The organism is Nonomuraea basaltis (genome assembly GCF_005893125.1).
GTDB classification, from domain to species: Bacteria; Actinomycetota; Actinomycetes; order Streptosporangiales; family Streptosporangiaceae; genus Nonomuraea; species Nonomuraea basaltis.
Window position 1 is genome coordinate 24,642 of record NZ_VCJS01000064.1, and the last position, 13,008, is coordinate 37,649.

Consider the following 13,008-nt stretch of genomic DNA (forward strand, 5'->3'; position numbering starts at 1 on the left):
GCCATGAGTGACGTGAGCACCTCCTCCGCGATAGCCCCGGCCATAGACGAGCTGTGGGTGCGCCGCGCGGAGCTGTCGCCGGCCGACGCCGAGGCGCGCCACCTGGTCGTCGGCGCGGTCGACCTGCTCGACCAGGGTGAGGCCAGAGCGGCCCGCCTGGTGGGCGGCGAAGTGGTGGTGGACGAGCGCGCCAAGCGGGCCATCCTGCTCGCCTTCAAGGTGCTCGGCATGGCGCGCTCCCAGGTGGGCGACTTCCACCACCACGACAGGGTGCCGCTGAAGAGCTCCTTCGACGGGGTACGCGTGGTGCCGGGCGCGATCGCCCGCTGGGGCTCCTATCTCGCGCCCGGGGTGGTGCTGATGCCGTCGTTCACGAACATCGGCGCGTACGTGGACGCCGGGACGATGGTCGACACCTGGGCCACCGTCGGCTCCTGTGCCCAGATCGGGAGAAACGTGCATTTGTCGGGCGGCGTCGGGATCGGCGGCGTGCTGGAGCCGCCCAACGCTGTTCCGGTCGTCGTCGAGGACGAGGCGCTCATCGGCAGCCGGGCGATGATCGTCGAGGGCGCCAGGGTGGGCCAGGGCGCGGTCGTCGGCGCCGGCACGATCCTGTCCGGCACGATCCCGGTGATCGACGTCCAGACGGGCGAGGAGCTGGCCCGCGGCCGGATCCCCGACTGGTGCGTGGCCGTCGGCGGCACCCGGCAGAAGGACTATCCCGGAGGCGCGTTCGGGCTGCCGTGCGTGCTGGTGATCAAGAGGCTGGCGCCGGGGCAGCGGCACGACAAGGCCGCGCTCAACGAGGTGCTGCGAGAACACGGAGTGAACACCTGATGCTGGACCTGACGCAGGACGTGCGCGCGCTGACCGCCGCGATCGTGGACATCGAGTCGGTGAGCGGCGGCGAGCAGGTGCTGGCCGACGCCGTCGAGCGGGCGCTGTCCGCGCTGCCGCACCTGAAGATCGACAGATCCGGCGAGACCGTCGTCGCCCGCACCGACCTGGGGCACTCCGAGCGTGTGCTGATCGCCGGGCACCTCGACACCGTCCCCGTCGCCGCGAACCTGCCCAGCCGCGTGGACGGCGACCTGCTGTACGGGTGCGGCACGTCCGACATGAAGGCCGGCGTGGCGGTCGCGCTCAAGCTGGCGGCCACCGTGCCCGCCCCGAACAAGGACGTGACATACGTCTTCTACGACTGCGAGGAGGTCGAGGCCGAGCGCAACGGCCTCACCCGGGTGGCCAGGGACCACGCCGACTGGCTGCTGGCCGACTTCGCGGTGCTGATGGAGCCGACCGACGGCGTGATCGAGGGCGGCTGCCAGGGCACGCTGCGCGCCGAGGTCACCGTGACGGGCAAGCGGGCGCACAGCGCCAGGTCGTGGTTCGGGGTCAACGCCATTCACGGGATCGAGCCGGTGCTGGCCAGGCTGAAAGCCTACGAGCCGCGCCGGCCGGTGGTCGACGGGCTCGAATACCACGAGGGCCTGAACGCGGTCGGCGTGCTGGGCGGCGTGGCCGGCAACGTCATCCCCGACCTGTGCGTGGTGACGGTCAACTACCGCTTCGCGCCCGACCTGTCGATCGAGCAGGCGCAGGAGCACGTACGGGAGGTGTTCGACGGCTTCGCGGTGAGCTTCGTCGACGCGGCCGCCGGGGCCAGGCCGGGGCTGACGCATCCGGTGGCGGCGGCGTTCACCGCGGCCGTCGGGGGCACGCCGCGGGCCAAGCTGGGGTGGACGGACGTCGCCCGCTTCTCCGCGCTGGGCGTGCCGGCGGTGAACTACGGGCCGGGGGATCCGAACCTCGCGCACCAGCAGGGGGAGTACGTGTCGCTGTCGAAGATCGTCGAGAGCGAGCGGGCCCTGCTCGACTGGCTCACCAAATGAAAGTGGCCTTCCTCGCCGGCCATTTGGCGGGGAAGACCACTTTCAGTCCCGAGCAGCACCCTCGCCGATTAGACGCGGGGAAGTCGAAATTCGGTTCCCTGGTTTTTTCAAGATTTTTTAGGCGGTTGTTCTGCCCGACTTACCAGGGGTTTCATCCTCAGGGGGCAGTCTGGCCACCCGCGCGGGTAGGGGCGCGGGCGTGGAATCGGCCGCGTACGAGAGGGACTAGCGTGATCCGCATGGAACAGATACGTCGAGAACGCCGCCAGGGTCAGGCCGTCGTCCGCGGCAACCTCGTCCCCACCTCCACCCACGACCAGCGCCTCCTCGCCCGCCAGGGCCCCTCCGACTGGGTGCACATGGACCCGTGGCGCGTGCTGCGCATCCAGGCCGAGTTCGTCGAGGGGTTCGGCCAGCTGGCCGAGCTGCCGCCGGCGGTCACGGTCTTCGGCTCGGCCCGCACCCCCGCGGACACGTCCGACTACCGGATCGGCCAGGCCCTCGGCCGGGCGCTGGCCGAGGCCGGCTACGCCGTGATCACGGGCGGCGGGCCCGGTGTCATGGAGTCGGCCAACCGGGGCGCGCGAGAGGTCGAGGGCGCGGTCTCGGTCGGGCTCGGCATCGAGCTGCCCTTCGAGCAGCGCATGAACGACTACGTCGACCTCGGCATCGAGTTCCGCTACTTCTTCGTACGCAAGACGATGTTCGTGAAGTATTCGTGCGGCTTCATCGCCCTGCCCGGCGGCTTCGGCACGCTCGACGAGCTGTTCGAGGCCCTGACACTGGTGCAGACCCACAAGGTCACGTCCTTCCCCGTGGTGCTGGTGGGCACCGAGTTCTGGGGCGGGCTGCTGGACTGGATCAAGGGCACGCTGCTGAGCACCGGCAAGATCGCGGAGCAGGACCTCGACCTGATCAACGTCACCGACGACGTGGACGAGGCCGTGCACATCATCGTGGACGCCGACCTGGCCCGCTCCAAGCAGCGCGAGGAGGAGATGGAGGCCGCCGCCGCCCTGCACGCGGAGCCCCAATAGGCTTTCACGTTGTGAACATCTGCGTCTTCTGCGCCTCTAGCCTGCACATCGACAAGAAATACATCGAGTTGGCCGGACACGTGGGCACCGAGCTCGCCAAGCGGGGCCACACCCTGGTGAGCGGCGGCGCCACGGTCTCCTGCATGGGTGCCGTCACCTCCGCCACCCGTGCGGCCGGCGGGCGCACGATCGGCGTGATCCCACAGGTCCTGGTGGACATCGAGGTGGCGGACGAGGAGTCGGACGAGCTGATCGTCACCGCGGACATGCGCGAGCGCAAGGGCCTCATGGACGCCCGCTCCGACGCGTTCCTCGTGCTGCCCGGCGGCATCGGCACGCTGGAGGAGCTGTTCGAGATCTGGACCGCCCGGGTGCTCGGCATCCACGACCGCCCCCTGGTGATCCTCGACCCCTGGGGTCTGTACGACCCGCTCAGGAAACTGATCACCACCATGTACGACGAGGGCTTCACCCGGGCCAACGTCTTCGACGCCATCTCCTGGACCGCCACGGTGGACGAGGCGTTCGCCCACCTCGAGTCCCGCCCCCACCCGGTCCGGCCCAGTGTCGCCGAACTCGGCGAGTCCACCGGCTGACCAGGGGCTTGCCGCCCGGAGACGCACCGGCTGAGGCAAGTGCGGACCTGATGCCCCGATGGGTGAGTACGATGCCAATGTGCTGGTCATACTCGCCATCGCCGCGATCGCCATCTTGGCCTGCGTGGTCTTGGTCTCTCTTGGTAGGGGCGGTGAGCTGACCGAGTTCCCGCCGGATGTGCCGCCTCTCGATCTGCCCGAGCCGGGTCAGCTCTCGGCGGTCGACTTCATGGCGCTGCAGCTGCCGGTCAACCTGGTCGGCTACCACACGGCGAGCGTCGACGAGACGCTGCGCCGGGCCGCCGGCGCGATCAGCGCGCGCGACACCCGGATCGCCGTGCTGGAGCAGCGGGTCTCGGAGCTGCTGTCGAGCCGGTTGCACGCGCGCCAGGAGGTCTACGCGGCGCCGGGCGGCGGCCTGCGTACCGACCACTCGCCCGAGGCCCCGGCCGCCGCCAGGAGACTGTCCGAGTCGGGCGACCCCGTGTCGGCGAGCGGCGCGGTGTCCTGGGACGGGACCGCGGAGCTGCGGCGCTCGCCGGAGGAGCCGGAGTGGCGGCTGCCCGCGGGCGACGGCGCGGCCCCGCCCGCTGAAGAGCCCGCCGACCGGCCGGACGCGCCTGCCGATGAGGCGGACGCGCGCGAGGCCGCTGATGCCCTGGAGGACGGCGACGCCCTGGAGGACGGCGACGCGCTCAAGGACGCTGGCGCGCGCGAGGACGGCGACGAGCTCCAGAACGGCGACGAGCCGGGCGAGGGCGACGACAAGCCGGGCGATGCGGCTGACGAGCTGAAGTCCGGCGACGAGCCCGACAAAACGGACGAGCAGCCGCCCGGCGACGAGCGGGAGCAGCCCGTCCGCGCCTTGCTGGGCAAGGACGGGGACGGGCGCCCGTGACCGAGCCGATCCGCTGCGCCTGGGCGGGCATGACGGACCCTACGTACATCACCTACCACGACGAGGAATGGGGCCGCCCGCTCAAGGGCGACGACGAGGTCTTCGAGCGGGTAGCACTGGAGGCGTTCCAATCGGGCCTGTCGTGGCTGACGATCCTGCGCAAGCGGGAGAACTTCCGCGCCGCCTTCGACGGCTTCTCCATCCCCAAGGTGGCCGCGTACACCGAGCGGGACGTGGAGCGGCTGCTCGGCGACGCGGGCATCGTCCGCAACCGGGCCAAGGTCGAGGCGGCCATCGACAACGCCAGGGTCGCGCTCGACCTCCCGGACGGGCTGTCCGAGCTGGTGTGGAGCTTCGCCGAGCCCGGCGCGCCCGTGCCGAAGACGATGGCCGACGTGCCCGCGATCACCCCGGGCTCCAAGGCGCTGGCCAAAGAGCTGAAGAAGCACGGCTTCAAGTTCGTCGGCCCGACCACGGCCTACGCGCTGATGCAGGCCATCGGCCTGGTCAACGACCATATCGAGGGCTGCGTGGCGCGTACACGCTGAGCTCGGCCGCATGGGGTACGCCCGAGTGACGCGGGCGCCGGCGTGCCCCGATGCGGGCGTAGTGCTCACTCGGCGTTGAAGGTGGGGCGTTCTTTGGCGAGGAAGGCCTGGGTGGCGTTCAGGTGGTCCCGGGTGGCGACGCAGAAGTCCTGGAGATCGGCCTCCATGGCCAGCGAGTCGGGCAGCGAATGCGTCGCCGAGTAGGCCAGCGCCCGCTTGGTCGCCGCGTAGGCCACGGTGGGGCCCTGCGCGAGGCGTACCGCCAGCTCGTGGGCCGTCTTCAACACGTCGTCGGCGGGGACCACGCGCGTGACCAGCCCCAGCTCCAGCGCCCGTGCCGCGTCGAGCGGCTCGCCCAGCAGCATCAGCTCGGTGGCGCGGCCCCGCCCCACCAGGCGCTGCAGTGTCCACGACGCACCCGAGTCGGGCGCCAGGCCGATGCCGGCGAACGCCAGCGCGAACTTGGCCTTCTCCGAGGCCACCCGCAGGTCGCAGGCGAACGCCAGGGACGCGCCCGCTCCGGCGGCGACGCCGTTGACCGCGGCCACCACCGGCTTCTCCATGGTCGTGAGCAGCTCCACGATGGGGTTGTAGTGCGCGCGGACGGTGCCGGCCAGGCCACGGCCCGCGTCCAGGTTGCCGGCGTGCTCACGTAGGTCCTGGCCCGCGCAGAAGGCCCGGCCGGAGCCGGTGAGCAGGACGGCCCTGATCGCGCGATCGCCCGCGGCGCGCCGCAGCGCGTCGAGGAGGGCGCCCTTGAGCTCGGCGGTCAGCGAGTTCATGGCGTCTGGGCGGTCGAGCGTGATGGTGGCGACGGCGTCGGCCACGTCATAGCGGATCACAACAACTCCCTGTCGACGAACGCGGCGGCTGCGGGCAGCAGCCGGGCGGCCTCCTGCTCGAAGTAGGCCCTGGCCTTCTCGCCGGGCCAGCCGGCGGGCAGCAGCTCAGGCGGCAGGCCCGGGTCGCGGAACAGGAAGTTGCGCCATCCGTGCACGAGCCTGCTCCTGGTGGCGAAGACCTGATCGTCCGGCGCCGCCTCGGGCAGCGTGCTGATCAGCGTGACAGCCTCGGCGTGCCAGTGCTCGTACGCCTCGCCGATGGCCGTCAGATCCCACGCCCGCGCGACCAGCTCGCACGGGTCGCCCTCGAGCACCGAGTCGAACCTGTCGGCCCGCACGCCCTCGCCCTCGAGCAGGTTGTCGAGCTCGACCGACGAGCGCGGACCGATCCACGTCGTCTCCGACAGCGCCGCGTAGCCGAGGAACGTCAGGTCGGCCCGCAGCCGCTCCCTGCGCGGCCGCTCCTTGACCGGCTCCAGAACGATCAGGTGCCACCTTCCGTGCCAGGTGAGGGTTCCGGCTCGGTAAATTCTCAGCGCCGCCTCGTCCAGCCGCCTGACGCACTTCGGCGTCACCGCGTACCCGGCTCCCTGGGGAAGCCTGATCGGTCGCAGCCATCCCTGCCGCACCATGCGCGACACCGCCGTCCGTACAGCGGGAGCGGCTATTTCCAGGGGTTTCATGAGCCGTACGAGCGCGGCGACGGACGCCTGCCCACCGCGCGAACGCAGGTGGTCTCCGTAGAGGTCGAACAGAGCGGCGCGAGCGTGCACGCAGTCCAGTCTGGACGTCATCGCACGCCGCGACAACGCATTCTGGGAGGAGATCGTTACCCATGAGCGCTCTCGATGCGGGAGAATGGGACATCACTGAAGACGTGAATGCGCCGACCACCCCCCACGGGCGGTCGGAAATCGCGGGCCGCGGGAGCCCAAGGCAGGAAGGGATGCACGCATGGCGGCGATGAAGCCGCGGACCGGCGATGGTCCGCTCGAGGTCACCAAGGAAGGGCGCGGCATTGTCATGCGGGTCCCCCTGGAGGGTGGCGGCCGGCTCGTCGTGGAGATCTCCGCCGACGAGGCAAAGGCGCTCGGTGAGGCGTTGAAGAACGTCGTCGGCTGAGCGCTCCCGAAAGACCACCTGATCCACGACCCTGGCGTAGTCCGGCGCCAGGGTCGCTGACGTTTGAGGAGAGATCTTCCGTGCCGATAGAGACCACTGCATCGGTGGTCGCCGAGGTTCCCGACGACGCCGAGTTCCTGGCCGTCCCCTACGCCTCCGACCTCATCCCCGCGCACGCGGTCGACCTGCACCTGCCGGTGGGCGACCTGCTGGCCCACTACGAGGCCAAGGGAGAGGCGGGGGAGATCGTCGAGGTGCCGGTGGCGCGGGCCGGCGGCGTGGGCCGCGTGCTGCTGTACGGCGTGGGCGACGGCTCGCCGCGCGCCCTGCGCAAGGCCGGCGCCGCGCTCACCCGCCGGGCCAAGGGCAGGGACACGCTGACCGTGGTGCCGCCCGAGGGCGACATTGCCGCGTTCGCCGAGGCGGCGCTGCTGGCGGCGTACTCGTTCAAGATCGGGAACGCGGGCCAGCAGTCCGTGCGGGCGCTGGCGTTCGCCGGGTCCGACGAGGCGCAGGTGCGGCGCGCGCAGACCGTGGCCCAGGCGGTGGCGCTGGCCAGGGACTTGTCCAACACGCCCGCCTCCGTCAAGAACCCCGCCTGGCTCGCCGAGCGGGCCGCCGAGTCCGGGGTGCCCGTGCGGATCTGGGACGAGGAGCAGCTGCAGGCCGATGGGTTCGGCGGCATCCTGGCCGTCGGCCGCGGCTCGGCCAGCCCGCCCCGGCTCATCCAGCTCTCCTACACTCCCGCCGAACCGACCGGCCGGCACGTGGTGCTGGTGGGCAAGGGGATCACGTTCGACTCGGGCGGGTTGTCACTCAAGCCGACCGACAACATGAAGACCCAGAAGACCGACATGGCGGGCGGGGCCGTCGTGATCGCCGTGCTCGGCGTGCTGGCCGCGCTGGGCGCGCCCGTACGGGTCACCGGGCTGGTCGCCGCCGCCGAGAACATGCCCTCGGGCACGGCCCAGCGCCCGAGCGACGTCATCAAGCACTACGGCGGGCGCACGGTCGAGGTGCTCAACACCGACGCCGAGGGCCGGCTCGTGCTGGCCGACGCGCTCGCCTACGCCGACGCCGTGCTCGACCCGGACGTGGTCGTGGACATCGCCACGCTCACCGGGGCGATCAGCGTGGCGCTCGGCCGCAGCGTGGGCGCCGTCTACGCCTCCGACGACGTGCTGGCCAAGCAGCTCCTGGACGCGGGAGAGGCCGGCGACGACCGGCTGTGGCGGATGCCGCTGATAGAGGACTACACGCCCGCGCTGGAGTCGTCGATCGCCGACCTCGCCAACGTCGAGATCGGGTCCAAGTTCGGCGCGGGGTCGATCACGGCGGCGCTGTTCCTGCGGGAGTTCGCGGGGCGGCGGCCGTGGGCGCACCTCGACATCGCCGGGGTCGGGCGCAGCACGGTGGACGAGGGGACGCTCAGCAAGGGCGCGACGGGGTTCGGCGTCCGTGTCCTTCTGGAGTGGCTCACCCGCTCCTAGTCTGCGATCTTGACGGCGGCGAGCAGGCCGTCGCCGAGCGGCATGAGCACCGAGCGCAGTCGGTCGTCCGACTGCACCAGCTTGCCCAGCTCGCGCAGCGCCACCGTGTCCGGGTCGCGCTGCGCGGGGTCGGCCACCCGGTTGTGCCACAACACGTTGTCGAAGGCCACGATGCCGCCCACGCGCAGCAGGCGGACCGCCTCGGACAGGTAGTCGGCGTATTCCTGCTTCGCGCCGTCGGCGAACACCATGTCGTAGCCGCCGTCCGACAGCCGCGGCAGCACGTCGAGCGCCCGTCCCGAGATGAGCCGCACCCGGCCGCCGGAGAACCCCGCCTCCGCGAAGGCCTGCCTGGCCAGCCGCTGGTGCTCGGGCTCGACGTCGACGCTCGTCAGCGTGCCGTCGGCACGCATGCCGCGCAGCAGCCACAGACCCGAGACGCCGCACCCCGTGCCGATCTCGACGACCGACTTGGCGGTGACAGCGGTGGCGAGGAAGCACAACGCCGCCCCGCCGCCGGGAAGGATGGGCATGGCCCCCATCTCCAGCCCGCGCTGACGCGCCGCGTGCAGGATCTCATCCTCCTGATGGAACTGCTCCGCATAGGCCAGAGTGGCCTCCACCGGACTGGTCATCGGCCTCCTCCCCCCACTTTCGTGCTATTGCCGCGTGATTGGCACCGATCGCAGCCTAGGGGAGACACGCCGGGACGGGAACTCAGGAGGCCCCCGAGGCGTTGCAGGTTTAAACGGGCTTTGCCGGTCCGGAGGGCAGGCAGTGCGCACGAAGGGACGAAACCAGGCACTATGGCGATAGCGGTGGTCCCAGAGAGAGGAGTTCTGGTGGACGAAAGTGACCACCAGACGGATGCTCCCGTGTCGTCTGACTGGACTCCTCCCACGTGGGAGGAAGTGGTGCGGACGCATTCCGCACGTGTGTATCGGCTTGCGTACCGGCTGACCGGCAACGTTCACGATGCCGAGGACCTCACACAGGAGGTCTTCGTCCGAGTCTTCAGGTCGCTGTCGAGCTACACCCCCGGCACGTTCGAGGGGTGGCTGCACCGAATCACGACCAACCTGTTCCTCGACATGGCGCGGCGCAAGCAGCGCATCAGGTTCGAGGGGCTGGCCGACGACGCCGCCGAGCGGCTGCGCGGCCGGGAGCCGTCTCCGGCGCAGGCGTTCGACGACGCGCACCTCGAGCCCGACATCCAGGCCGCCCTCGACGCACTCGCACCTGAGTTCCGGGCCGCGATCGTGCTGTGCGACATCGAGGGTCTGTCCTATGAGGAGATCGCGGCCACGCTCGGCGTCAAGCTGGGTACGGTCCGAAGCCGTATTCACCGTGGCCGGGCGCAGTTGCGGGAGGCGCTCGATCATCGGGCCCCCCGTAATTCTCAACTCCCCCCGACCGTGATCCGTGGGGAGGAAGTCTGATATGGCTCATCTTGGAGAACGTGTTTCCGCACTCGTCGACGGGGAGCTCAACCACCACGAACGCGAGCGCGCGCTGGCACATCTGACGTTCTGTGCCGACTGCCGGCACGAGGTCGAGTCGATGCGGGCGCTGAAGTCGCGCCTGCGCTCGCTCGACACCCCGGTGATGCCCGCCGACCTGACGATGTCCCTGCTCCGGATGGCGGAGCCGGGAGGGCCACTGCCGCCGAGGGAGCGCCCTTTCCCCGCGCGTACGTTCGGGGGAGTGCCCATCCCTGGGCCGCACAGCATCGCCCCCCTGGACAACCGCCCGCGCCGGGACGCCCCTGGCGGGGTCTCGGGCCCTGGGCGGGGTGGTAGGCGGCGCACGACATACGTCGCGGTGAGCGTCGTTTCCGCCGCCGTGGCGCTCGGGACGTTCTTCGCCGTGTCGGGCGCCGGGCAGAGCTCGAACACGCCGCCCGTCGAGCTCTGGAGGGTCCAGGAGTCGCCGACAAACAACGTGCCCTCGATCGCCACACCTTGATGCCCGGATATGCCTGGGATGCTCGGGTTGGCGTAGTCCATGACGCCAGGGGCATACGATCTGGGTTCGGGATTTGTCACAAGCGATTCATGACAAATGCTTTATGACCCTCGTATGCCGCAAGCGCGAGGATTGCGGTGGCCGAGCCAAGGAGTGGTGAGACTTAGATGACCGACGAGACGCGCCCCACTGAAGGACGCACGCCGTCGGACTACCCCGAGCCACAGGGGCGGCCGAACTTCCTGCCCGCGGACAACCCCGCCGAACAGCCGGGCAGGCGGCCGGAGCCGCCCGCCTCGTTCGGCAGCTCATGGGGTGACCCGTCGGGGCGCCCAGAGGTTTCCGGCGCGCCGCCGTACGAGAATCGCTCGCACGACGGCTCCCCCCAGAGTGGCCCTTCCTACGGTGCCCCTTCCTACTCCGCCTCCGCCGACAACCCGCCCCAGAGCGGGGCGTCGTACGGCCCTCCGTCGTTCGGCGCGCCCGGCGGCCCCCGTCCGTATGAGAGCCCGTCCTTCGGCCTCCCGGACAGTGGTGCTCGTCCGTATGAGGGGCCGTCCTTCGGCTCTCCGGACAGCGGTGCTCACTCATATGAGGGCTCGTGGTCCGGCTCTCCGGACGGCGGTGCTCGTCCGTATGAGGGGCCGTCGTTCGGCTCTCCGGACAGCGGCACTCGTTCGTTTGAGAGCCCGTCCTATGGACCTCCCGACAGCGGTCCCTCGTATGGGGGGCCGGACAGCGGGACGCGGTCCTATGAGAGCCCGCCGTTCGGCGGCGGGACCCCGCCGCCGCCTCCTCCGCGCCAGGCGCTCGGCATGGGCGCCAGCTGGGCGCCGCCACCTCCCGGCGGGACGCCGCGGCGCGGACCCGGCACCGGCGTCCTGGTCGCGATCGCCGTGGCGATCGCCCTGGTGGCGTCGACGCTGGGCAGCTTCGGCACCTACCTGCTCACCAAGCCGAGCAGCGACGCCAACGACCCGTCATACAGCCTCGGCCCGTTGCCGTCGGGCGCCATCAACCGGGCGCCAGACTCGGTGGCCGGCGTGGCCTCCCGGGTGCTGCCCAGCGTGGTGTCTCTCGAGGTCGGCAACGGCTCCAGCACTGAGGGCGCGTCCGGCTCCGGCTTCCTGATCAAGAACGGCTACGTGGTCACCAACAACCACGTGGTCTCCCTGGCCGCGCAGGGCGGCGGCGAGATCCGGATCATGTTCAACAACCGGAAGACCACCTCGGGCCGCATCGTCGGCCGCGACCCGGGCTCCGACCTGGCCGTGGTCAAGCCGGAGGAGACGTTCGGCACCCCGGAGATCATCCTCGGCAACTCCGACCAGGTCGTGGTCGGCGACCCCGTCATCGCCATCGGCTCCCCGCTGGGCCTGACCGGCACGGTGACGACGGGCATCGTCAGCTCGCTCAACCGCCCGGTCATCGCCGGCGACGACACCGGCACCAGCACCGAGGAACCGGCGTACATCAGCGCCATCCAGACGGACGCCGCGATCAACCCGGGCAACTCGGGCGGGCCGCTGGTGAACAGCAAGGGCGAGGTCGTCGGCGTGAACTCGGCGATCGCCACCCTCAGCCGGTCGGTGACCGGCCAGAGCGGCAGCATCGGCCTGGGCTTCGCGATCCCGGTCAACCAGACGCGGCGGGTGGCCGAGGACCTGATCAGCACGGGGCGGGCCAAGCGGCCGAAGATCGGCATCACGCTGGACAAGGAGTACCGCGGGCAGGGCGTGAAGATCGCGTCCGCGCCCGCCGGGGGGCGGCAGCCGGTGGACGCCAACGGGCCTGCCGACAAGGCGGGGCTCAAGGCGGGTGATGTGATCCTGGAGATCGATGGGCTGACGCTGCAGGATGGGAACGAGCTGATCGCGCTCATCCGGAGCAAGGCGCCGGGTGCCAAGATCACCATCAAGTACGAACGCGCCGGCCAGCAACGCACCGCCACGCTGGTGGTTGTTGCCGATGATGAGCCGTCGCCGTCGCCGTCTTGATCATCTTTATCAAGGGCATTTGAGGCCGGAGTTGTCCAAGCGCGGTGTCCGCGATCCAGGCCAAGGAGGCGGTGCCGGTCTGTGCGCCGAGGGGTGTGTGCTTGGCGGGGGCTTCGGGATTGGGGCGGTGGGTGGTATCGGTAGGGGAGCGACCGACCTACGCCCCGGAGCCCTTAGTCTGTGGATAGGCCGGGGTTGTCCTCGGAGGCGTTGGACTGCGGTAGGAGCTCACGGTGTTCGGACTCGGGTGGATGGAGATCGGAGCGCTGATCGTCATCGCGCTGCTCGTCTTCGGTCCCGAAAAACTGCCTCAGGCCGCCGCGCAGGCCGGCAAGACACTTCGCAACCTGCGCCGGATGGCGAACAACGCGCGAGACGACCTTCGCGCCGGTCTGGGCCCGGAGTTCCAGAACTTCGACCCGGCCGACCTCAACCCGAAGAACTTCGTCCGCAAGCACCTCTTGGACGACATCGAGAACGACTGGAACGACAAGCCCCGCGAGCTGGAGCCGGCCACGACGGCCCCCTACGCGTCCGACCCGGTGGACGAGCTGGGCTACGGCGAGCTCCCGCCCTACGACTCGGAAGCGACCTGACGAGGCCCCGAGTACTACAGTTCTG

The 13,008-nt window shown here is 70.5% G+C and carries 15 protein-coding genes; 12 read left to right on the forward strand and 3 right to left on the reverse strand.

What is annotated here, in order from left to right:
- Nucleotides 1-3: 3 nt before the first annotated feature.
- From EJK15_RS28155 to EJK15_RS28180, 6 genes are all read left to right on the forward strand, one after another.
- Nucleotides 4-837, forward strand: coding sequence for a 2,3,4,5-tetrahydropyridine-2,6-dicarboxylate N-succinyltransferase (locus EJK15_RS28155; protein ID WP_138713486.1), 834 nt, complete (start codon nt 4-6; stop codon nt 835-837).
- The gene (gene dapE / locus EJK15_RS28160; RefSeq protein WP_138713487.1) at nt 837-1,892 is read left to right on the forward strand and encodes a succinyl-diaminopimelate desuccinylase; all 1,056 of its coding nucleotides are present in this window, start codon (nt 837-839) and stop codon (nt 1,890-1,892) included. Before EJK15_RS28155 ends, dapE begins: the two co-directional genes overlap by 1 nt.
- Before the next feature lie 239 nt (nt 1,893-2,131).
- Nucleotides 2,132-2,929: a TIGR00730 family Rossman fold protein gene (locus tag EJK15_RS28165; RefSeq protein WP_138713488.1), complete on the forward strand. Its 798-nt coding sequence runs from the start codon at nt 2,132-2,134 to the stop codon at nt 2,927-2,929.
- A gap of 11 nt (nt 2,930-2,940) precedes the next feature.
- Nucleotides 2,941-3,525, forward strand: a complete 585-nt coding sequence (locus EJK15_RS28170) for an LOG family protein (RefSeq protein ID WP_138713489.1) — start codon at nt 2,941-2,943, stop codon at nt 3,523-3,525.
- A 58-nt stretch (nt 3,526-3,583) separates the two neighbouring features.
- Nucleotides 3,584-4,423, forward strand: coding sequence for a hypothetical protein (locus EJK15_RS28175; RefSeq protein WP_138713490.1), 840 nt, complete (start codon nt 3,584-3,586; stop codon nt 4,421-4,423).
- On the forward strand, nt 4,420-4,971 hold the full coding sequence (locus tag EJK15_RS28180; RefSeq protein WP_138713491.1) for a DNA-3-methyladenine glycosylase I: 552 nt from the start codon (nt 4,420-4,422) through the stop codon (nt 4,969-4,971). Before EJK15_RS28175 ends, EJK15_RS28180 begins: the two co-directional genes overlap by 4 nt.
- 65 nt (nt 4,972-5,036) lie before the next feature.
- Here the strand turns inward: EJK15_RS28180 and EJK15_RS28185 are convergent, their stop codons facing one another.
- Nucleotides 5,037-5,813 (reverse strand): enoyl-CoA hydratase-related protein, encoded by a 777-nt coding sequence (locus EJK15_RS28185; protein WP_138713492.1) that lies wholly within the window; start codon nt 5,811-5,813, stop codon nt 5,037-5,039.
- Nucleotides 5,810-6,586 carry a PaaX family transcriptional regulator gene (locus EJK15_RS28190; protein WP_138713493.1) on the reverse strand — a complete coding sequence of 259 codons (777 nt, stop codon included), beginning with the start codon at nt 6,584-6,586 and terminating at the stop codon, nt 5,810-5,812. The genes EJK15_RS28185 and EJK15_RS28190 overlap by 4 nt, the downstream gene beginning before the upstream one ends.
- A gap of 181 nt (nt 6,587-6,767) precedes the next feature.
- Here EJK15_RS28190 and EJK15_RS28195 point away from each other — a divergent pair, with 181 nt between their 5' ends.
- Both EJK15_RS28195 and EJK15_RS28200 read left to right on the forward strand, forming a co-directional pair.
- On the forward strand, nt 6,768-6,935 hold the full coding sequence (locus tag EJK15_RS28195) for a DUF3117 domain-containing protein (RefSeq protein WP_020545024.1): 168 nt from the start codon (nt 6,768-6,770) through the stop codon (nt 6,933-6,935).
- Between the two features lie 80 nt (nt 6,936-7,015).
- Nucleotides 7,016-8,425: a leucyl aminopeptidase gene (locus EJK15_RS28200; RefSeq protein WP_138713494.1), complete on the forward strand. Its 1,410-nt coding sequence runs from the start codon at nt 7,016-7,018 to the stop codon at nt 8,423-8,425.
- Here EJK15_RS28200 and EJK15_RS28205 read toward each other — a convergent pair.
- Entirely contained in the window at nt 8,422-9,060 is a 639-nt protein-coding gene (locus EJK15_RS28205; RefSeq protein ID WP_138713495.1) for an O-methyltransferase, read from the reverse strand. The genes EJK15_RS28200 and EJK15_RS28205 overlap by 4 nt on opposite strands.
- Nucleotides 9,061-9,231: 171 nt before the next feature.
- Here EJK15_RS28205 and sigE point away from each other — a divergent pair, with 171 nt between their 5' ends.
- The 4 genes from sigE (at nt 9,232) to EJK15_RS28225 (ending at nt 12,983) form a co-directional block, all read left to right on the forward strand.
- Nucleotides 9,232-9,864 carry an RNA polymerase sigma factor SigE gene (gene sigE / locus EJK15_RS28210; protein WP_138713496.1) on the forward strand — a complete coding sequence of 211 codons (633 nt, stop codon included), beginning with the start codon at nt 9,232-9,234 and terminating at the stop codon, nt 9,862-9,864.
- Nucleotide 9,865: 1 nt separating this feature from the next.
- On the forward strand, nt 9,866-10,390 hold the full coding sequence (locus EJK15_RS28215; protein WP_138713497.1) for an anti-sigma factor family protein: 525 nt from the start codon (nt 9,866-9,868) through the stop codon (nt 10,388-10,390).
- An 815-nt stretch (nt 10,391-11,205) separates the two neighbouring features.
- Nucleotides 11,206-12,387, forward strand: a complete 1,182-nt coding sequence (locus EJK15_RS70900) for a S1C family serine protease (protein ID WP_171074573.1) — start codon at nt 11,206-11,208, stop codon at nt 12,385-12,387.
- A 233-nt stretch (nt 12,388-12,620) separates the two neighbouring features.
- On the forward strand, nt 12,621-12,983 hold the full coding sequence (locus EJK15_RS28225; protein WP_138713499.1) for a sec-independent translocase: 363 nt from the start codon (nt 12,621-12,623) through the stop codon (nt 12,981-12,983).
- Nucleotides 12,984-13,008 lie beyond the last annotated feature (25 nt).